This window comes from Streptomyces sp. NBC_00704, assembly GCF_036226605.1.
Lineage (GTDB): Bacteria > Actinomycetota > Actinomycetes > Streptomycetales > Streptomycetaceae > Streptomyces.
The window spans coordinates 2,884,618-2,904,829 of the sequence record NZ_CP109000.1 but is presented as its reverse complement, the minus strand read 5'-3'; the positions used below and the strand labels follow the sequence as shown (position 1 = coordinate 2,904,829).

The following is a 20,212-nucleotide window of genomic DNA, read 5'->3' as shown; positions in this document are numbered from 1 at the left end:
CAGGGCGGGCGCGGGCGGCTTCGTGGCGGCCGGGTGCTCATCGCACCCTCACCGCGCGCCCCATCACCTCGGCGGCCAGCCGTAGAACGGCGTGCTGGGTGGTCTGCGCCAGCAGGTCGGTGCGGATGGGCCCGCCGCCGGCCAGATGACGGTCGTACGGCACGGTGACGACGGTGACGCCCGTCTCCCGGAGATGCCCGGCGGCCGTTTTGTCGTCGAGGACGGTGTCGGGGGCGCCGCAGACCAGTGCGACGACCGTGCCGGCCAGCGCCGAGTGCGGCAGCCGCGCCAGCCAGTCCAGCACCTGACGGGTGGCTCCGACGCCCTCCGCCGTCATCGGCGCGACCACGACCCGGGCGTGCGCGGTGTCCATGGCCGTACGGGCCACCTCGCCGGGGAGCGACTCGCAGTCGACGACGGTCACGGCGAAGTAGCGGCGCAACGCCAGCGTCACCTTGCGGTACGTCGTCATGTCGAGCGGCGCGCCGACCTGGCCCCGGCTCGCGGGCAGCAGCCAGCCGCCGTCCGACACCGGCACCAGATAGCCGGTCACGTCCGTCAGCCGCATCGACGGGGTGAGGATCGGCGCGAGGTCGGCGCACGTCCAGCGCACCGCCTCCGCGCCCATGCGCACGGGCAGGGTGCCCAGCGCGGCGTCCGCCTCCATCGTCAGCACCAGGTCGTGCCGGTAGTGGTTGAGGGTGCGTCCGAGCAACGCGGAGACGGTGGACTTGCCGACGCCGCCGCGAATGGAGGTGACGGCCACCACCCGGCCCGTCGTGACGGGCTGCTGCAACTCGCGGGCGATCCGGGTCTGTTCGGCGACGTCCTGCGCGACGGACGAGGTGAGTTTGCGCAACGCCCGCCCCGTGCGCCGGGCCACGGAGTCGCCGTGCAGGGGAGATCCCAGGGCGAGGAGGAGACGCGGGTCGAGGGTGGGGGAGGACTCGGGAGCGGGGGACGCCGGAAGCCGGGGGTCCGGGCCAGAGGGGGCGGGCGGGGCAGGCGGGGCGGAAGGGGCGGGCGACGCGGGCCGCTCCGGGTCCGGCGTGCCGGCGGCCGGGGAACCGGCGGCCGCGGCATCGGACACGAGGGCCGGGGGCACCGGCCCGGATATGTGCGGCCCCGATATGTGCGGCGCGGATTCGTGAGGGCCGGATTCGTGAGGGCCGGACACGTGAGGACCGGACAGGCCACCGCCACCGCCACCGTCGGTGCCGCCGACCGCGTCTGCTGCGGACCGGGGAACCGCTGCCGTCCCGGTGGCCGCGGGCTGCGGGGGTGCGGGCTGCGGGGGTGCGGGGTGCACGAGCCGGAGGGCCGGCTCCCCGGACCGTCCGGAGGCCGCCTCACGCCCGCCGCCCAGCTCCCGCAACACGTCGCGCTGCCAGTCGCCGCCGTCACCGCCACGGTCGCCGCCGCCGAGGCCGTCGCCGCGCGCCGGCGGCTGCTCCCGCCGCTGTTCCCCCTGCGTCATGCCGCCGCGCCTCCTAAGCGAAGGTGTCGAGCAGTCGCCCGTACACACCGAACACGCCGACGAGCAGCGGAAGAAGGGCGACGACCCCGACCGACTCGAGCAGGTCGCCGAACCGCCGCAACCGCACCCGCACATGCTCGGCCGGCTGCACGGCGAGCACGGCCAGCGGCAGGACCGCCAACACGACGAGCACGGCCAGCGGGGCAGCGGTCGAGGACCGCTCCGCCCATACCGTCAGCAACCGTACGGCGACTCCTGCTGCCGCGGCCAGCAGCACGACCACCTCGGCGACCAGCGGAAACGCCCGGGCCCGCAGAGCCAGCACCACTGCGACGACCGCGGCGAGCGACACCGTCCACCCTGAGGGAGACCGCACCGCCAGCACGGCGGCCGCCGCGGCCGACACGGCCACGGTGATCGTGGCGAGCACCAGAGCGCGATGGGCGGCGGCCAGAGCGGCGGACACCTGGTAGCGGCTGACGGACACCCCGCCCGCCCGCCGGTCGTCGAGCCCCGAGAGACCGGACGCCATCAGCGCCAGCCGCGGCAGCACTCCGAGCACCACCACACAGACGACGCCGACGACGGCCCCGACATGAGCCTGCTGCTCCGCCGTCCCGGCGCCGGACTGCGCGGCCACGACGGCCTCCCAGCCGACGGCGGTCAGGGCCACGGCGGCGGCGCCCACGACACCGCCCCGCCCCAGCGGCGTGAACAGCCCGAGCAGGACGAGGACCAGCGCGCCGACGGCGGCCACCCCGGCAAGCCGCAGAGCGCCCGCGGAATCCCCGCCGACCACGTCGACGAGGCTCCACGCGCCCAGCACGCCGAGCGCGCCACCGGCGCACAGCAGGGTCACCGCCGGCGCCTGCCTGCGCAGCCGCCCCAGGACCGCACCGGCGACCGCGGCCGCACCGGCGGAGGCGAGCAGCGCACCGGCGACGACGGAACGGTCGTACTGCGCACGTGCGAACAGGGCGGCGACGACCGCCCAGCCCACGCACGCGACCCCCGCCGTGATCCGCCGCGCGACGGGTCCCCACTGCCCCAGCCGGTCGCCGAGCCCCTCCGCCACCTCGTCGGTGACGTCGTGGACCACGGGAGCGGGCGGCGCGTCCTCCGCGCGGACGAGACGCAGCACGGCCCCGTCGCGGATGCCCGCCGTCTCCAGTGTGCTGTCGTGATCGAGTGCGGAGCCGTCCACCGTCACGAGGTGACGCGACGCGGGCCGGCCCTCCACCCGGTCGTCCAGCAACCGCATGATCTCGGGCAGCAGCACCCCGACCGGCTCCTGCGCCGGCAGCACGAGGTCGACGCGGCGCCGCTCACCGACGAGGGTGACGCGACTCAGCACGGCCGGCCCGCCGGCCGCCCTACGATTCAAGGCCCCCGTAGACATCACGTTCGCGAACCTATCACCGGCCGGCAGGACTGCCGGAGGGTGTGGAGACGCCGGGGGAGTAGGGGCTCGTGGTCTGCCCGATCACCCGGTGCGACACGAACGACCACCCCACGCACCCCGCGCACAACACGGCCGCGACCACCATCCCGGCGACCACCTTCCCCACCCGCTCGTCCACGGCCCGCCGTTGCCGCTGCGCCCCGAACAACAGGGCGTCCCGCAACCGCCGCCGCCGCACGGCGACTGACTCCAGAAGCTGGCTGTCATAGTCCTGAGCGGTCACACCGTCCACCTACCTCACGTCGGGAACTCGCCCAGCCAACTGCGCTTGAGCAGGTGCTCGGGAAGGTACTCCGACTCGACCTCGATCGGCCGGCCGGCGTCGTACGCGAGACAGGTGATCGCGAGGACGGCCAGCGGGATGTCGCCGTCACCGGACTCCTCGCGTTCCGGGTCGGCGGTCCAGTACTCCTTGTGCAGTTCGAGCGCGCGGACGAGTGCCTCGTTGAACTTCACGGGGTCCTGGGCGACGAACCGGTGGAAGAGGTTGAGCGGCGGGAACAGGACCTTGAGCATCAGCTCCCGGTCCACGATCCGCAGCCGGTCCGGGTCGGTGCCGTCGAACGCGGCGACGAGCTTGTCCCCGAGGCCCGGCCGTTCCAGCCAGTACGTCTGGAGGGCGTCCACCCAGTGGTAGATGTACTCCTCGAACACGGCGCCGGACGCCCGCAGCGTCTCGATCGGCACCTGGCACAACGCCGTCATCCGCGCCTGGTCCCGGCAGACCACGGCCAGCCAGAAGGCGTCCAGCCAGGTACCGGCGTCCGTGAAGTGGGTGGGACCCACGGCGGGAATGCTGCGTACCTCATGCGCGATCATGCAGGGCACGGTGGTGCCCTCAGGAGCGGTCGCCGAGGCGAAGAGTGCCGACCCCACCTGCATGGCCATGACCCAGGCCTCCCAGGTCTCGAGCATCTTGGCGGTGGGATCCTCGGTGCACAGGAGCGCGGCCCTCTGACGCGCCCGATTGAACGTCATACCGAGGCTGTCGGGGTACGCCTCCAAATCCTCGACGTCCTTGAGGGTGCGCGCATTGATTCTCTGCCGCAGCCCTTCCGGATCCGGGTGACTTCCTTCTGCCGGCGGCCGCGAAATCCTCGTCGGCATGTGCGGTTCCCTCATTTCTTGATGTTGAACTGCTTCATCAGGGCTCTTCGGAGCCGTCGTCCATGCGCCAGCTCTTCGTCGGCCTGCCGTCCTCGTCCCACTCGTAACTCTCGCGGAGCGTGAGACCGTCATCGTCGAATACTCGAAGCGATGCCAGGGTTCCGTTCGAATTCCATTCCTTGGATTCCCCGCAGGCCAGTCCCTTGCGTACCATGCTCTCCGACCGCAGAGTTCCGTCTTTGTACCATTCCAGTGACGGACCGTGCTGAACTCCGTCGACGTATTCGTCCAGGCTCACGAGCTTGTCGCCGAGGTACTCCGTCACCTCGCCGGTGAAGAGCTCCCCGCGGTAGAGCAGGCGCTGAGCGTCATCCATGTCCACTTCAGGGTCTTCTATGGCTACGCGTCGGGCGGCGTTGCTTATCTCGTGGACGGCGGACTTGCCTTTGTCGACTTCCTGAGCATCCGTGTCGTGAGGGGCCGCGGACTGATTCACGACCGGTGACTTCCCTGTCATACCCGGCCTCTCAGTACGCTTACATCGCCGCCGCGCTCCCGTAGCCAGCGTTCCAGTTCGGTGCCGCCGATTTCGTGTTGACCTGTCCGGTCGGTCAGCTGAACGGGACCGAAGACGGTGCCGGACATTCCTGTGAATTTGGTCGTTTCGTCCACGGTGACTTTGAACGTGTTCTCGCGGACGACCGACTGGGACAGGTCGGAGCCGCACAGGTTCACGTCGATCAGCGACGCTCCCATGAGACGGGTTCCCCGCATGGACGCGGCCGACGCGTCTACCCCGTAGAGCGATGCCTTCACCAGGTCCGCACCGTCGAGATTCGCTCCCCGAAGGACCGCGTCGTCGAAGTTGACCCGTACCAGTGAGGCCCGCGTCAGATCGGCTCCGGAGAAATCGGCGCCCTCGGCATCGGAGCGGTAGAGATCTGCGCCGATAAGTTTGGTCCTGACCAGCTTGGTATCTGTGAACCATGACTCCTGGAAGGCGCCCCCGGAGAGATCCGCTCCGCTCAGATCGAGACCCATGACATCGAGTCCGCCGTCGCCTCCCCGCTGGAGCCACTCCTCCAGGCGCTTCGCGGCTTGGGGGTCGGGCGGAGTCGTGGCAGGACTCCAAGGTTCACGGATACCAGATGACATCATCTTCCCAGCCGTTCTTGTGGACGATGGACTTGATGTCGTCGATCGCCGCCTGATTCGCGTTTCGCACATCCAGGATAACAACGCGCTGCTTCTCGACGATCTGTTCCTCGAGCTTCTTGACCCAGCGGCCGTTCTTGGCGGGGTCATAAGCGCCCTTGAATGGCTGTGACTTGTCCCGCACATTGTTGAACGGCGGCCAGTCGGAGTGGACACCCTTGATGTCGTAATACCTGTCGGCGCTGGGTGAGTAGAACTCTCCCCGGTCTGCCTCTGTAGGGCGTTGAATGTCATCGGGCAGACGCCCCTGCTCCCGCAGGTCCAGACCGACACGGGCCTCGTCCTTGGAAGGCTCGGAAATACCGCCGTTCTTGTCGGGGTCTCGTTGGAGATCGTCGAACTGGTCCGGGCTCCGGCCTTCGACCTCTTTCAAGTGGCCCCAGTGATCCGCCCTTTCTTCCGGGGTGAGTTCGGGTAGTGGGTCATTGGCGCGATGATGAAGCGGCTCCTGCCCCGCTGGGACGTCTGATGGTTTGCCGCCGCCCGGTCCACCGTGCTGGGGCGTGTGGTGCTCGGAACCGGCGGGACCATGGCCGTTTCCCCCACTCGACGGCTGCGATGCCGAGGGCGGGTGGTGCTCGGATGCCGCCGAGCCGTCATGAGCGGCATGGGTGCCGGGGTGGCTCTCCCCAGCCCCGTATGCCGTCCCGGTGGCGTGGCCCCCTGAGCTGGTCATGACCGGTTCGCGATGCGGCAGCGTCTGTCGCAGCAAGTCCCTGTCCGCCGCCGACAGTTCCACCGTCGCCGGGGCCGCCGTCCCGTCCGGGCGCACGACCGAGCTGTCGTCCAGGTTGAGGCGGGTGCCGTCCGGCCACTGCAGGACGTTGTCGTGGATCACCGGGAGGTCGTCGGCGATCCGCAGCACGCTGCCGTCCGGCTGGACGCGTCCCGCCCCGGAGATCAGGTCGTTGAAGGCGCCCGCGTGCAGGTCCTTCAGGCCGGCGAACAGGTCGGCGACCTTGACCGTGCCGAACTTCGCGGCCTTGCCGAGGTACGTCATCGGGTCGACCAGCCGCCCGGTCTTGCCGAGCACGGCGAGCGTGCGGGCGACCGCCCCGCCCTTCGCCGCCGTACCGGCACCGCCGGTGAAGATCGTGGTCAGGACGTTGAAGGTGACCGCGCCGCCGGCCCGGGCGGGGTTCTTGCCCCACTCGTCCCACGCCACCAGCGCCATGCCCGCCTCCTTGACCGTGTTGCGGGTCTCGCGCAGATACCCGGGCAGCTTGTCCTCGGGCATCGTCCAGTACAGGCTGCCGGCGATCGGGGTCACGGTGATGGCCAGGCCCGTCGCAAGCTTGCCGAGCCCGGTCCAGGCCTCACCGGCCGCGTCCCAGCCGTCGAAGCCGACGAAGGTGCCGAGGCCCCGGATCGTGCCCCATACGCCGTCGACGAAGAAGCCCTTGCCGAAGTCGATCACCTGGTGGCCCAGCCAGTCCAGCCCGTGCCGCTCCTTCTCCACGGTCTTGCCCCAGGGCAGTTCCTCGGACTGGTTCAGCAGGTCGGCGGTGAAGCCGTACGTGCTGGTGCCGCGCTTCACCAGCCGTTTCTGCGCGCCGTCCTCGAGGATCAGCGTCGTCCCGCCCACCAGCGCGGTGATCTTGTTGTGGCAGGTGATCTCCGCCTGCCAGAACGCGGTGGTGGCGGCGGTGACGTCGTGCACCAGGTCGTTGTTGAGCTGGACGTTGTCGTCGTCCTCGCGCCAGTGGTCGTCGCCCGCGATGTCGTGCCGGAAGGTCTCCGCGCGCTGCTTGAGGCTCTTCAGTTTGGCGACGAGCGGCTGGACCTCCGTTTCGTACGAGCTGAGGGCGGCCGCCACCTTCTCCAGATCGTCGGCGAACTCGTCCGCCTTGGCGGCCACCGGCGCGGTCGTGGCGAACAACTGGTCGGCCTCCGGGGCCGAGTAGCACGCCGACAGCCCCTGGAAGCGGGTGTGCACGTCCGACCCCGACTGGCGGAAGGTGAGGGCCTCCGCGGTCAGAAGCATCGAGTCCGTGCCCAGTTGTTCCAGGTCGCCGGTGAACTGCGGAATGTTCTGCGGGTCGATGAGGTCCGCGCTCACTTGCCCCCCTGCTGTCCGCTCGCGCCCGGCAGGTCGATCTTCGGCTCCTTCAGCGCGTTCGCCTGGGCCTGCGCCGCCATGTCCAGATCGCCCTTGACGTAGGCGTTGGTCGCGGTGGCCGCCCCGTTGAGCGAGTTCGACGTGCGCACCGCGACATACGCCAGCTTCTCCTGGTAGGCCGTGAAGAACTCGGCCAGCGCCGCGCCGACCGGTCCCTGGACCCCGCTCTTCTCGACGCCGCCCTGCTGGATCGTGCCGGCGGATCCGGCCGCGCTGGGCGCGGTCTCCTGCAGGGCCTTCCCGGTGTTCGAGAGGCCCTCGGCCGCCTTCGCCGTCTCCGTGAGAACGTGTTGCACGCCCGACGGCGAGATGTCCCACCCCGTCATGTGGATTCCCCGTAATCCGTGACACCCGTGACCTCCGTGTGCCGTCGCCCCGTCGCCCCGTCGCCCCGTCGCCCCGTCGACGCCGCGCGTCAGCCGATGTTGTCGACGGCCGCCCGTGCCTTCGCCATCGTCGACTGGGCCGTCCCGTCGTTGTCCTCCAGCGTGGTGCGCACCAGTTGGATGATGCTGCGCACCTCGTTGGCCGCCCGGTTCCAGCGCAGTTCCTTGCCGTGGTACTCCTCGGACACCCCGTCGGCCTGGAAGTCGGCCATGGCGGCCTTCACGGCCTTGTCGCGGTCGGCGAGCACCCGCTCCAACTGCGCGGCTATTCCCTGCAGTCCACCCTGCACCTCGCCCGAGGCGCCGGTGTCGTACGAGCGGCGGTCCAGATTCTGACCCATCGTCACAAACCCCCTGTGGTTGTCTGCCTGCGCCTTGGACCGAGGCCTAGCGCGCGCCGAAGCGGGCCGCGTCGAAGTTGGCCGCGCCCATGTTCTTGTTGGCGTTGTCGTGCTGCTCGGTGTCACCGCCGGCGAACGCGGTGTCCATCCCGCCCTGGCCTTCGAGGATCGCGCCGAGCGATTCGTTGAGCGCGGCGGTGATTTCGTCCGCACGCGTCTTGAACGAGTCGAAGGCGACCTTTCCGGAGCCGTTGAACTTGCCCTCCAGCGGCTCGGCCGCCTGGATGAGTCCGCGGATCAGCGTGCCCAGGTCGGTGCTCGAACCGACCGTGCTCTTGCCCAGATCCGAGAGGGTCGTCGATCCCATGTCGAACTTCACGTGTCACCCCCGTGCGTCACGTACACATCACATACCTGTTCGAGCATGGTGTCGCACGACCCGTTGCGGACGCAACGTCGTAGATCGCCGCGTGACCTGATCCGGACACATTCGGGACGACACCGGCACCTCTCCGGCACCTCTCCGGCACCGCGTCCGCACCTCTCCGGCAGCGCCTCCCACCCGCTCCAGCACCGCCCCCGCCTCGTCGAACACGCGTCAATTCGCCGCACGAGCCGCCCGCCCGGGGCGCCTCAGAAGAACACCCCGCACCGCAACAGCACGTTCGCGTAAGGCCGTGCCTCGCCCGTGCGGACCACCAGCCGCGCCCCCGCGGACAGTTCCTTCAGCCGCTCGTGCGAGACGTACGTCAGGGACCGGAAGCGGCCCGCGAGGAGTCCGGCGGCCGAAGGGTTGGCCTCCCGGACCTCCTGCGCCGCCGTCGCTCCCTCCACCACCAGTTCGGCGAGCAGCCCGTCGACCACCTCCTCGAAGGACGGCACCCCCGCCCGGAAGGCGAGGTCGACGACGCGCGGCCCGTCCGGTATCGGCATGCCGACGTCGCACACCAGCACCCCGTCGCCGTGACCCAACTCGGCCAGCGCCCCGGCGAGATGACGGTTGAGGATCCCCGCCTTCTTCACAGGGCGTCGACCTCCTCGGCGGTCGGGAACGACTCCTGCGCTCCCCGCCGGGTCACGGACACCGCTCCCACCCGCGCCGCGTACGCCGCCGCCTCCGCGAGCGAGGCGCCACGGCCCAGCCGCCAGGCCAGCGCCGCGGTGAACGCGTCGCCCGCCCCCGTCGTGTCCACGGCGTCCACCTTCACCGGGGCGACGTGCTGCACGCCACCGTCCGCCGACGCCACCAGCGCGCCCTGCGCGCCCAGCGTGACGACCACCGACCGCGGGCCCTTCGCGAGCAGGAGCCGCGCCCAGTCCTCGGGCCCGGAGGCCGCGTCGCCCGCCTCGCCGAGGATCACCTTCGCCTCGTGCTCGTTGACGATCAGCGGGTCGCAGGCCGCCAGCACCTCGGCCGGCAGCGGGCGCGGCGGCGACGGGTTCAGCACGAACCGGCCGCCCGGCGCCAGGTTCCGGACGACCTCCACGACCGTCTCCAGCGGGATCTCCAGCTGCGCCGACACCGCCTTCGAGGTGTGCAGGAGCCCGCTCGCGGCACGGACGTCCACCGGGGTCAGCCGGCCGTTCGCGCCCGGAGAGACCACGATGCTGTTGTCCCCCGACGGGTCCACGGTGATCAACGCGACGCCCGTGGGCGCCCCGCCCGCCAGCACGTTCGCCGTGTCGACCCCGGCCGCCCGCTGCGCGTCGAGCAGCAGCCGCCCGTGGGCGTCGTCGCCGACCCGGGCCAGCAGGGCGGTGCGGGCCCCGAGGCGGGCGGCCGCGACGGCCTGGTTCGCGCCCTTGCCGCCCGGGTGCACGGCCAGGTCGGAACCGAGCACCGTCTCCCCGGCCGCCGGCCGGCGCTCGACGCCGATCACCAGGTCGGCGTTGGCCGACCCCACCACCAGCAGGTCGTAGTCGTACATGGAAGAACTCCCCTGATACGTGACGTGAGGCGGGCGGTCCGTACGAGGGACCGCCCGCCTTCCGTTCGATGTCAGCCGCTGAACCCGGCCGCGTTCGCCTCGGTGACCACCTTCACGGGCACCTTCACCGTCTCCTCGACCTTCTTGCCCCGCAGCGCCTTCAGGGCGTTGTCCACGGCGATCTTCCCCAGCTGGGACGGCTGCTGCGCCACCGAGGCGTACAGCGTGCCCTGTGCGACGGCCTTGAGGCCGTCCGGGGTGCCGTCGAAGCCGACGACCTGCACGGACTTGCCCGCCTTGGAGCCCAGCGCCTTGATCGCGCCGAGCGCCATCTCGTCGTTGGCGGCGATGACGCCCTGGACGTCCGGGTGCGCCTGGAGCAGGTTCGACATCACGTCGAGGCCCTTGGTGCGGTCGAAGTCGGCCGGCTGCTGGGCCAGCACCTGGATGCCGGGGTAGGCCTTCAGCCCCTTGGCGAAACCTTCCGCCCGCTCGCGCGCCGCGGAGGTGCCGGCCTGGCCCTGGAGGATCACGATCCTGCCGGAGCCGCCCAGCTTCTCGGCGACCGTCCTGGCGGCCAGCTCACCGCCGGCCACGTTGTCGGAGGCGACCAGCGCGTCCACCGTGGCCTTGTTGACGCCCCGGTCGACCGCGATCACCGGGATCTTCGCCTTGTCGGCGGCCTTCACCGAGTTGCTCGCCGCGTCCGAGTCGACCGGGTTGACGATGATCGAGTCGTAGCCGGAACTGGTGAAGTTCTGAAGCTGGTTGGCCTGCTGCGAGGCGTCGTTCTGCGCGTCGGTGACGGTCAGGTCCACGCCCAGCTTCTTCGCCTCGGCCTTCGCGCCGGACTGGATCTGCACGAAGAACGGGTTGTTGAGCGTGGACAGCGCCAGGCCGATCCTCGGGTTCGCGCCCGGCGAGCCGCCGCCGTGCAGGAAGGAGGTCGCGCCGACGACCGCGATGGTGACGACGGCCGCGAGACCGTACGTCGCCGCCTGCCGGCCCCTGCCGCCGGCGCTGCCCGTACCGGCCGTCATCGGGGTCGCCCCCGCCTTGCGGCGCAGGGTGTCGAGCAGCACCGCCAGCGCGATCACGACACCGATGACGACCTGCTGCCAGAACGCGGAGACGGACAGCAGGTTCAGCCCGTTGCGCAGCACCGCCAGGATCAGCGCGCCGATCAGGGTGCCCGAGGCCTTGCCGGTGCCGCCGGCGAGGGAGGCCCCGCCGATGACGACGGCGGCGATGGCGTCCAGTTCGTAGCCGTCGGCGGCCTGCGGCTGCGCGGAGGACAGCCGGGAGGCGAGCACGACGCCCGCGGCGGCCGCGAAGACGCCGGACAGGGCGTAGATGGCGAGCTTCTGCCTCTTCACCCGCAGACCGGAGAGGCGGGCGGCCTCCTCGTTGCCGCCGATGGCGTACATCGAGCGGCCGATGTAGGTCCGGCCGAGCACGAACGCGGCGATCAGGCCCATCACGACCATCACGAGCACCGGCACCGGCAGCCAGCCGCCGAGGGTGTCGCCGAGGTGCGAGACGGAGTCGGGGAAGGCGATCGGGGAGCCCTCGGAGATCACCAGCGACAGACCGCGCGCCACCGACAGCATCGCCAGCGTCGCGATGAACGGCGGAAGTTTGCCGTACGCGATGAGGAAACCGTTCACCAGGCCGGCGGCGATGCCGGTGGCGACGGCCAGGAGCAGCGCCACGGCCACCGGGACGCCGTGCTGGGTGGCGCTCCAGGCCAGCACGGTCGCCGACAGCGCCGCCACCGAGCCGACCGACAGGTCGATGCCGGCCGAGACGATCACGAACGTCACGCCGAAGGCGAGGATGGCGGTCACGGCCGCCTGGACGCCCACGTTGAGCAGGTTGTCCGTGGTCAGGAAGTCGCCCGACAGCGCCGACATGGCGATGAGGAGGACGATCAGCGCGGTGAGCGCGCCGTTGTCGAGGAGCAGACGGCGGACCGCCGCGGCGCCGCCGGCGCCCTTCGTGCTCGGGTGCGTGTCAGCGGTCACGGCCGGTCTCCACTTCCGTGGTCGTAGGGGTGGTACGGGGGGCGGCGGGCGCGCTGACGGCGAGGGCCATCACCGCGTCCTGGGTGGCCTGCTCGGCAGGCAGTTCGCCGGCGATCCGGCCCTGGGCCATCACCAGCACCCGGTCGCTCATGCCGAGCACCTCGGGCAGGTCGCTGGAGATCATCAGGACCGCGGCGCCGGCCGCCGTCAGCTCGTTGACGAGCTGGTAGATCTCGACCTTGGCGCCGACGTCGATCCCGCGCGTGGGCTCGTCGAGGATCAGCACCTTCGTGTCGGCCAGCAGCCACTTGCCGATGACGACCTTCTGCTGGTTGCCGCCGGACAGGGTGCGCACGTGCTGGCCGGGTCCGGCCATCCGCACCCCGAGCTGTTTCGCGATCCGGGCCGCGGCCGCGCGCTGTCCCCGGAGGTCGACCAGGCCGCCGCGGGTCGCGGCCCGCATGGTCACGAGCCCGAGGTTCTCCTCGACCGACTGGTCCAGCACGAGGCCCTGGCCCTTGCGGTCCTCGGGCACCAGCCCGATCCCGGCCGTCATCGTCGCGTTGACGTCGTGCCCGCGCAGCGGCGCCCCCGCGACCCGCACGGCGCCCCGGTCGTAGGGGTCGGCCCCGAAGACGGCCCGTACGACCTCGGTACGGCCCGCGCCGACCAGGCCGGCGATGCCGACGACCTCACCGGCGCGCACCTCGAAGGAGACGTCGTGGAAGACGCCGTCCCGGGTGAGGCCCTCGACGGACAGCAGCGCGGCGCCCGCTTCGGCGCGCTCCCTGGGGTACTGCTGCTCGATGGAGCGGCCCACCATGAGGCGGACGAGTTCGTCCTGCGGGGTGGACGCCGGGACCTGTCCGACGGTGCGGCCGTCGCGGATGACCGTGACACGGTCGCCGAGGGCGGCGATCTCCTCCAGGTGGTGGGTGATGAACACGATGCCGACGCCGTCCTCGCGCAGCCTGCGCACGATGGCGAAGAGCCTCTCGACCTCCTCCGAGGTCAGCACGGCGGTCGGCTCGTCCATGATGAGCACGCGCGCGTCCAGGCTGAGCGCCTTGGCGATCTCGACCATCTGAAGCCGGGCGATGCCCAGTTCACACACCCGCGCGCGGGGCGACACGTTCACGCCCACGCGTTCCAGCAGGACGGCGGCGTCGGCCTCCATCCGCTTGCGGTCGATCACCCCGAACCGGCGGGGCTGGCGTCCCAGGAAGATGTTCTCGGCCACCGTCAGATCGGGGACGAGGTTGAACTCCTGGTAGATGGTGGCGATCCCGAGGCGCTCGGAGTCCTGCGCACCGTGGATGCGCACCTCCTCGCCGCCGGCCAGGATCCGCCCGGCGTCCGGGCGGTAGGCGCCGGAGAGCATCTTGATGAGGGTGCTCTTGCCCGCGCCGTTCTCACCGAGCAGCACGTGCACCTCGCCCCGCCGCAGGTCGAAGTCGACGCTGTCGAGCGCGACCACGCCGGGGAAGGTCTTGCGTATGCCCTCGATGCGCAGCAACTCGTCCGCGTTGCTCACGTCTGGCTCCTGTTCGTTGCGGGGGACTCGCCGCACGAGCGGCGTACGACGAGGCGGGCGGCGAAGGTGACCGACTGCGGGGGCCGGCCCTCGATGCGGTCGACGAGCGCGCGCACGGCGGCCCGCCCCAGCTCGCCCGTCGGCTGGGCGATCGCCGTGACCGGCGGATCGGTGTGCACGAACCACGGGATGTCGTCGAACGCGGCGAGCGCCAGGTCCTGGGGAACGCGCAGCCCGCGCGCGCGGACGGCGTCCAGCGCGCCGAGCGCCATCAGGTTGTCGGCCGCGAACACGACCTCGGGCGGTTCGGGCAGGTCGAGGAAGCTCTCGGTGACCCGGCGGCCGCTCTCGGCCTGGAAGTCGCCCTGCCCCGTGTAGGCGTCCGGGAGGGGGAGCCCGTACTCGGCCAGGGCGGCCCGGAAGGCCTCCACGCGCTCGCTGCCGGTGGTGGTGGCCGCGGGACCCGCGATGATGGCGAGCCGCCGGTGGCCGAGGCCGTGCAGATGCGCCACGAGGTCGCGGACGGCGGCCCGTCCGTCGGATCTGACCACGGGCACGTCCAGGCCGGGGATCCACCGGTCGACGAACACCATCGGCGTGCCCGCGCGCGCGGCGTCCAGCATCCGGGGGGAGCCGCCGTCGGTGGGGGAGACCAGCAGGCCGTCGATCCTGCGGTCCAGCAGGGTCGTGACGTGGTGGTCCTGGAGGTCGGGCCGCTCGTCGGCGTTGCCGATGATCACGCTGTAGCCGAGGGCGCGGGCCTCCTCCTCGACGGAGCGGGCCAGCTCGGTGAAGAAGGGGTTCATCACGTCGCTGATGACCAGGCCGAGGGTGCGGGTCTGGTCGGTGCGCAGCGACCGGGCGACGGCGTTCGGGCGGTAGCCCAGCGCCTCGACCGCGGCCAGCACGCGCGTGCGTGCGTCGTCGCTGACCGACGGATGGTCGTTCAGTACGCGTGACACCGTGGCGACGGAGACGCCCGCCTCGGCAGCGACGTCCTTGATGCTCGCCATCGCCGCTCCACCTCCTCGTGGACTCGGTTGGTGCGCGCCGTGCGGTCGTGGAATCGATTACATCGACGCGTCACGAAGGATTGGAATCGATTACACGGGCGTTAATCAAGACCCTGGCGTGGCTGAAACCCGATCGTGATGAACCCGTCCGGGCGGCACACCTAGGCTGCCTTCGACCGGCGCGGGTGGCATGCCCGTGCCAAGAGAGCGCGGTGTCCGGAAGGCGCCGTGCAAGAAAAACAGGGGAGAACACACATGCGCGCAAGCCGCATACTCGGTGCGTCCGCGGGGGCCGTCGCCCTGGTCGCCGCCTCCTTCGTGGCCGCCGGCCCGGCCGCCGCGGCGAGCTGCACGGCCAAGGCCCTCGAGACCGTCGTCATCCGCTCCGCCACCAGTACCGGCGCCACCGCTCTCGCCCAGCTGAACAAGGGCCAGAGCGCGCCGGCCTCCTGCACGATGTACTACGGCGCCACCGCCTACGAGAAGTGCGGCATCGTCAGCAAGCGCTGGGTGAAGGTGACCCGCAGCGGCGTCACCGGCTATGTCGTCGGCACCTGCGTGACGACCGAGCAGAACTGACCCCCGGACGGATCCCCTCGGAGGGATTGGCCCCGGGACCGCCTCGGGACCGCTTCGGGAGCGCCTCGGGACCCCCCGGTTCGCCCCCGGGGACCGTCCCCGGATCACCCCGGTGACGGTCCCGGGCGGCGTTGTCGGTGGCGGGCGGTACCGTCGGATCATGTCCCAACAGACGGGGGCCGCCCAGGGGGCGGAGGAGCGGCGGCTCGCCACGCTGGAAGGCGTGCTGGAACGCATCACGTACGCCAACGAGGACAACGGCTACACGGTCGCCCGGGTCGACACGGGCAGAGGCGGCGGCGACCTCCTCACGGTCGTCGGCGCCCTGCTCGGCGCCCAGGTCGGCGAGTCCCTGCGCATGGAGGGCCGCTGGGGCTCCCACCCCCAGTACGGCAAGCAGTTCACCGTCGAGAACTACACCACCGTGCTGCCCGCCACCGTCCAGGGCATCCGCCGCTATCTGGGCTCCGGCCTGGTCAAGGGAATCGGCCCGGTCTTCGCCGACCGCATCACCCGGCACTTCGGCACGGACACCCTGAAGATCATCGAGGAGGAGCCGAAACGGCTCGTCGAGGTCCCCGGCCTCGGCCCGAAACGCACCAAGAAGATCGCCGACGCCTGGGAGGAACAGAAGGCGATCAAGGAGGTCATGCTCTTCCTCCAGACCGTCGAGGTGTCCACGTCCATCGCGGTGCGCATCTACAAGAAGTACGGCGACGCGTCGATCTCCGTCGTGAAGAACCAGCCCTACCGGCTGGCCTCCGACGTCTGGGGCATCGGCTTCCTCACCGCGGACCGGATCGCCCAGTCGGTCGGCATCCCGCACGACAGCCCGGAACGCGTCAAGGCCGGCCTGCAGTACGCCCTGTCCCAGGCCACCGACCAGGGCCACTGCTACCTCCCCGAGGAGCGCCTGATCGCCGACGCGGTCAAGCTCCTCCAGGTCGACACCGGCCTGGTCATCGAGTGCCTCGCGGAGCTCGCCGAGCCGCCGGAGGAGGGCGGGGAGCCGGGGGTCGTCCGCGAGAAGGTCCCGGCGGCCGAGGGCGGCGAACCCGTCACGGCCGTCTACCTGGTCCCCTTCCACCGCGCCGAACTCTCCCTGTCCGCCCAGCTGTTGCGGCTGCTGCGCACCGACGAGGACCGGATGCCGGCCTTCCGCGACGTGGCCTGGGACAAGGCGCTGGCGTGGCTGAGGAGCCGCACGAAGGCCGACCTCGCGCCCGAGCAGGAGGCGGCCGTGCGGCTCGCGCTCACCGAGAAGGTCGCCGTCCTCACCGGCGGTCCCGGCTGCGGCAAGTCGTTCACGGTCCGCTCGATCGTGGAGCTGGCCCGCGCGCGGAAGGCGAAGGTGGTGCTCGCCGCGCCCACCGGCCGCGCCGCCAAGCGGCTGGCCGAACTGACCGGCGCCGAGGCCTCCACCGTCCACCGTCTGCTGGAGCTCAAGCCCGGCGGTGACGCGGCCTACGACCGCGACCGCCCGCTGGACGCCGACCTGGTGGTGGTCGACGAGGCGTCCATGCTGGACCTGCTCCTCGCCAACAAGCTCGTCAAGGCCGTCCCGCCCGGCGCCCACCTGCTCTTCGTCGGCGACGTCGACCAACTCCCCAGCGTCGGCGCGGGCGAGGTGCTGCGCGACCTCCTCGCCGACGGCGGCCCGGTGCCGGCCGTGCGCCTCACGCGCGTGTTCCGCCAGGCCCAGCAGTCCGGCGTGGTGACCAACGCGCACCGGATCAACGCCGGTCAGCACCCGCTCACCGACGGCGTGAAGGACTTCTTCCTCTTCGTCGAGGACGACACCGAGGAGGCCGGCCGGCTCACGGTGGACGTGGCCGCGCGCCGCATCCCGGCGAAGTTCGGCCTGGACCCGCGCCGGGACGTGCAGGTCCTGGCGCCCATGCACCGCGGCCCGGCCGGCGCGGGCGCCCTCAACGGACTGCTCCAGCAGGCCGTCACACCGGGCCGCCCCGACCTGCCGGAGAAGCGGTTCGGCGGGCGGGTGTTCCGCGTCGGCGACAAGGTCACCCAGATCCGCAACAACTACGACAAGGGGCAGAACGGCGTCTTCAACGGCACCGTGGGCGTCGTCACCTCCCTCGACCCGGTCGACCAGCGTCTGACGGTCCTGACCGACGAGGACGAGGAGGTGCCCTACGACTTCGACGAACTGGACGAGCTGGCCCACGCGTACGCGGTGACCATCCACCGCTCCCAGGGGAGCGAATACCCCGCCGTGGTGATCCCCGTCACCACCGGGGCATGGATGATGCTGCAACGGAATCTTCTGTATACGGCCGTCACCCGCGCGAAAAAGCTCGTCGTCCTCGTCGGCTCCCGCAAGGCGATCGGCCAGGCGGTGCGCACGGTGTCGGCGGGCCGCCGCTGTACGGCCCTGGACTTCCGGCTGGCGGGCCGCTGACCCCGCTGGTTCGGGGAGTTCGGGAGAAGGTGTAAAAAATGATCGATCAAATGAGTCACGAAGGTCACAGAGCACTTCCCCAACCGTGACCAAGGCGGCAGGATGAGCTAGTTGGCGGCACTGAGTGCCGCTGATACGCCCAATGGTCGACCCCGAGTGCACTCTCCTGCGCCAAATGGGGGATGGTAGAGACAGTCAGGGCAACCTCGAAGAAGAGGCACAACGTCGGTGAGGGATGACGTGAGCGAGCACACCAACAATGCTGTAGTACTGCGGTACGGCGACGGCGAGTACACCTACCCGGTGATCGACAGCACCGTCGGCGACAAGGGCTTCGACATCGGGAAGCTCCGCGCCCAGACCGGTCTGGTGACCCTGGACAGCGGCTACGGCAACACCGCCGCCTATAAATCCGCCATCACGTACCTCGACGGCGAGCAGGGCATCCTCCGGTACCGCGGCTACCCGATCGAGCAGCTGGCCGAGCGGTCGACCTTCCTCGAGGTCGCCTACCTCCTGATCAACGGCGAGCTGCCGACCGTCGACGAGCTCACCGTCTTCCAGAACGACATCACGCAGCACACCCTGCTGCACGAGGACGTCAAGAACTTCTACAAGGGCTTCCCGCGCGACGCCCACCCGATGGCCATGCTGTCGTCCGTGGTGTCCGCGCTGTCCACGTTCTACCAGGACAGCCACAACCCCTTCGACGAGAAGCAGCGCAACCTCTCCACGATCCGGCTGCTCGCCAAGCTTCCGACGATCGCGGCGTACGCGTACAAGAAGTCGATCGGCCACCCGTTCGTCTACCCGCGCAACGACCTCGGCTACGTCGAGAACTTCCTGCGCATGACGTTCTCGGTGCCGGCGCAGGAGTACGACCTCGACCCGGTCGTCGTCTCCGCCCTCGACAAGCTGCTGATCCTGCACGCCGACCACGAGCAGAACTGCTCGACGTCGACGGTCCGCCTGGTCGGCTCGTCCCAGGCGAACATGTTCGCGTCGATCTCGGCCGGCATCAACGCGCTGTGGGGCCCGCTGCACGGCGGCGCCAACCAGTCCGTGCTGGAGATGCTCGAGGGCATCCAGGCGGGCGGCGGCGACGTCGACTCCTTCATCCGCAAGGTGAAGAACAAGGAGGACGGCGTCCGCCTGATGGGCTTCGGCCACCGGGTGTACAAGTCCTTCGACCCGCGCGCCAAGATCATCAAGGCCGCGGCGCACGACGTCCTCTCGGCCCTCGGCAAGTCCGACGAGCTGCTGGACATCGCGCTGAAGCTGGAGGAGCACGCGCTCTCCGACGACTACTTCGTCTCGCGCAACCTCTACCCGAACGTCGACTTCTACACCGGCCTGATCTACCGGGCCATGGGCTTCCCGACCGAGATGTTCACGGTCCTGTTCGCCCTGGGCCGCCTGCCGGGCTGGATCGCCCAGTGGCACGAGATGATCAAGGAGCCCGGGTCGCGGATCGGCCGCCCGCGGCAGATCTACACCGGTGTGGTGGAGCGGGACTTCGTTCCGGTCGAGCAGCGCTGATGCCTCCGGCGGGGGGCGGGGGGGTTTTGTGCCCCTCGTGATGTCCTGACGTTCTTTTTGTTCGACTGCCCGGGCCTTTTTGGTTCGGGCAGTCGTGCGTTTGCCGGGGGCCGGGGGGCGTTGAGCTGCGTTTTTGTGCGCGGGTGGGTGGGGGCTGGTCGCGCAGTTCCCCGCGCCCCTTAGGTGGGGACGGTCGGACCTCGATCGAAGGTGCCCGCGCGCCCCTTGGGTGGGGATGGTCGGACCTGGTTCGACGGGTGCCCGCGTGGCCGTGAAGTGGGGACGGTTGGACCTCGATCGAAGGTGCCCGCGCGCCCCTTGGGTGGGGACGGTCGGACCTGGTTCGAAGGGTGCCCGGGTGGCTCTGGGGTGGGGATGGTCGGACCGGCGGCGAAGAGTGCCCGTGCGCCCGTGAAGTGGGGACGGTCGGACCTGGTTCGAAGGGTGCCCCCGTGGCCCTGGAGTGGGGACAGTTGGCCCGGCGGCGAAGAGTGCCCGTGCGCCCGTGAAGTGGGCACGGTCGGACCTCGATCGAAGGTGCCCCGGTGGCTCTGGGGGGGGCGTTGCCGTTTCGGGGCTTGGGTAAAACGGAAGGCGCCCCGGCGGCGGTCCCCCCACGGGCCGACGACCAGGGCGCCTTCCCATGTCCCGGTGCGGATTCCCCCCACGGGATCCGGCCGGGCGTTGTGAGGACAGCGCCTGAATTCGCTGTTGTGTGACCATCTTCGGTTGTCGTGCCCGCGGTTGAGCAGAACGAGCAGAACTCGCCGCACCACCGCCGTGTGCGATCTGCCGGGACAGCGCACGCTGGGAGGGCCGCTCAAAGCTTCCCGGTGTACTGCCCCGGCAACGCATCTCTGAGGACGTCCCCCAAGACATCCTCAGATGTCAGGTCACGCCCCCCAAGACGCTTCCCGACATCGTCAACTTAGACCTTCGAACCCCTTCGATGGTTACGTTCCCATCACTGTGATCTGTGTCTCTTGCATATGTCCGTTAGATGCGCAAGAGACCGGATACGGCGATCGAGGCCCAAGCGTAAGGATGATGCGCGAGCCTTGTGAAGAGC

18 protein-coding genes are annotated in these 20,212 nt (G+C 70.5%); 3 read left to right on the top strand and 15 right to left on the bottom strand.

Annotated elements, in window-relative coordinates; genetic code table 11:
- Window positions 1–37: 37 nt before the first annotated feature.
- The 15 genes from OG802_RS12730 to OG802_RS12660 all read right to left on the bottom strand — a co-directional run bounded on the left by OG802_RS12730 (window position 38) and on the right by OG802_RS12660 (window position 14,606).
- Window positions 38–1,477, bottom strand: a complete 1,440-nt coding sequence (locus tag OG802_RS12730) for a hypothetical protein (RefSeq protein WP_329410136.1) — start codon at window positions 1,475–1,477, stop codon at window positions 38–40.
- A gap of 13 nt (window positions 1,478–1,490) precedes the next feature.
- The gene (gene eccD / locus OG802_RS12725; RefSeq protein WP_329410134.1) at window positions 1,491–2,876 is read right to left on the bottom strand and encodes a type VII secretion integral membrane protein EccD; all 1,386 of its coding nucleotides are present in this window, start codon (window positions 2,874–2,876) and stop codon (window positions 1,491–1,493) included.
- 16 nt (window positions 2,877–2,892) lie between these two features.
- On the bottom strand, window positions 2,893–3,162 hold the full coding sequence (locus OG802_RS12720; protein WP_329410132.1) for a hypothetical protein: 270 nt from the start codon (window positions 3,160–3,162) through the stop codon (window positions 2,893–2,895).
- Between the two features lie 14 nt (window positions 3,163–3,176).
- Entirely contained in the window at window positions 3,177–3,917 is a 741-nt protein-coding gene (locus OG802_RS12715) for an immunity 49 family protein (RefSeq protein ID WP_329410131.1), read from the bottom strand.
- 166 nt (window positions 3,918–4,083) lie between these two features.
- Window positions 4,084–4,542, bottom strand: a complete 459-nt coding sequence (locus OG802_RS12710) for a toxin-antitoxin system YwqK family antitoxin (protein WP_329410129.1) — start codon at window positions 4,540–4,542, stop codon at window positions 4,084–4,086.
- A gap of 17 nt (window positions 4,543–4,559) precedes the next feature.
- Window positions 4,560–5,087 (bottom strand): pentapeptide repeat-containing protein, encoded by a 528-nt coding sequence (locus OG802_RS12705; RefSeq protein WP_329410128.1) that lies wholly within the window; start codon window positions 5,085–5,087, stop codon window positions 4,560–4,562.
- A gap of 94 nt (window positions 5,088–5,181) precedes the next feature.
- Window positions 5,182–7,320, bottom strand: a complete 2,139-nt coding sequence (locus tag OG802_RS12700) for a hypothetical protein (RefSeq protein WP_329410127.1) — start codon at window positions 7,318–7,320, stop codon at window positions 5,182–5,184.
- Window positions 7,317–7,706: a DUF6507 family protein gene (locus OG802_RS12695; protein ID WP_329410126.1), complete on the bottom strand. Its 390-nt coding sequence runs from the start codon at window positions 7,704–7,706 to the stop codon at window positions 7,317–7,319. The genes OG802_RS12700 and OG802_RS12695 overlap by 4 nt, the downstream gene beginning before the upstream one ends.
- Before the next feature lie 89 nt (window positions 7,707–7,795).
- Complete coding sequence (locus tag OG802_RS12690; protein WP_329410124.1) at window positions 7,796–8,107, bottom strand: pore-forming ESAT-6 family protein; 312 nt, start codon at window positions 8,105–8,107, stop codon at window positions 7,796–7,798.
- Window positions 8,108–8,153: 46 nt separating this feature from the next.
- Window positions 8,154–8,486 (bottom strand): hypothetical protein, encoded by a 333-nt coding sequence (locus tag OG802_RS12685; protein WP_329410122.1) that lies wholly within the window; start codon window positions 8,484–8,486, stop codon window positions 8,154–8,156.
- A gap of 254 nt (window positions 8,487–8,740) precedes the next feature.
- Window positions 8,741–9,130, bottom strand: coding sequence for a D-ribose pyranase (gene rbsD / locus OG802_RS12680; protein ID WP_329410120.1), 390 nt, complete (start codon window positions 9,128–9,130; stop codon window positions 8,741–8,743).
- Window positions 9,127–10,035: a ribokinase gene (rbsK, locus tag OG802_RS12675; protein ID WP_329410118.1), complete on the bottom strand. Its 909-nt coding sequence runs from the start codon at window positions 10,033–10,035 to the stop codon at window positions 9,127–9,129. Before rbsK ends, rbsD begins: the two co-directional genes overlap by 4 nt.
- Window positions 10,036–10,106: 71 nt before the next feature.
- Window positions 10,107–12,059 (bottom strand): ABC transporter permease/substrate-binding protein, encoded by a 1,953-nt coding sequence (locus OG802_RS12670; RefSeq protein ID WP_329410116.1) that lies wholly within the window; start codon window positions 12,057–12,059, stop codon window positions 10,107–10,109.
- Window positions 12,049–13,593 (bottom strand): sugar ABC transporter ATP-binding protein, encoded by a 1,545-nt coding sequence (locus tag OG802_RS12665; RefSeq protein ID WP_329410114.1) that lies wholly within the window; start codon window positions 13,591–13,593, stop codon window positions 12,049–12,051. The genes OG802_RS12670 and OG802_RS12665 overlap by 11 nt, the downstream gene beginning before the upstream one ends.
- Window positions 13,590–14,606 (bottom strand): LacI family DNA-binding transcriptional regulator, encoded by a 1,017-nt coding sequence (locus OG802_RS12660; protein ID WP_329410112.1) that lies wholly within the window; start codon window positions 14,604–14,606, stop codon window positions 13,590–13,592. Before OG802_RS12660 ends, OG802_RS12665 begins: the two co-directional genes overlap by 4 nt.
- Window positions 14,607–14,861: 255 nt before the next feature.
- Here OG802_RS12660 and OG802_RS12655 point away from each other — a divergent pair, with 255 nt between their 5' ends.
- The 3 genes from OG802_RS12655 (at window position 14,862) to OG802_RS12645 (ending at window position 19,143) form a co-directional block, all read left to right on the top strand.
- Entirely contained in the window at window positions 14,862–15,185 is a 324-nt protein-coding gene (locus OG802_RS12655; RefSeq protein WP_329410110.1) for a hypothetical protein, read from the top strand.
- Window positions 15,186–15,345: 160 nt separating this feature from the next.
- Complete coding sequence (recD2, locus tag OG802_RS12650) at window positions 15,346–17,604, top strand: SF1B family DNA helicase RecD2 (protein ID WP_329410107.1); 2,259 nt, start codon at window positions 15,346–15,348, stop codon at window positions 17,602–17,604.
- A gap of 240 nt (window positions 17,605–17,844) precedes the next feature.
- Window positions 17,845–19,143: a citrate synthase gene (locus OG802_RS12645; protein WP_329410105.1), complete on the top strand. Its 1,299-nt coding sequence runs from the start codon at window positions 17,845–17,847 to the stop codon at window positions 19,141–19,143.
- The last annotated feature ends 1,069 nt before the right edge of the window (window positions 19,144–20,212 follow it).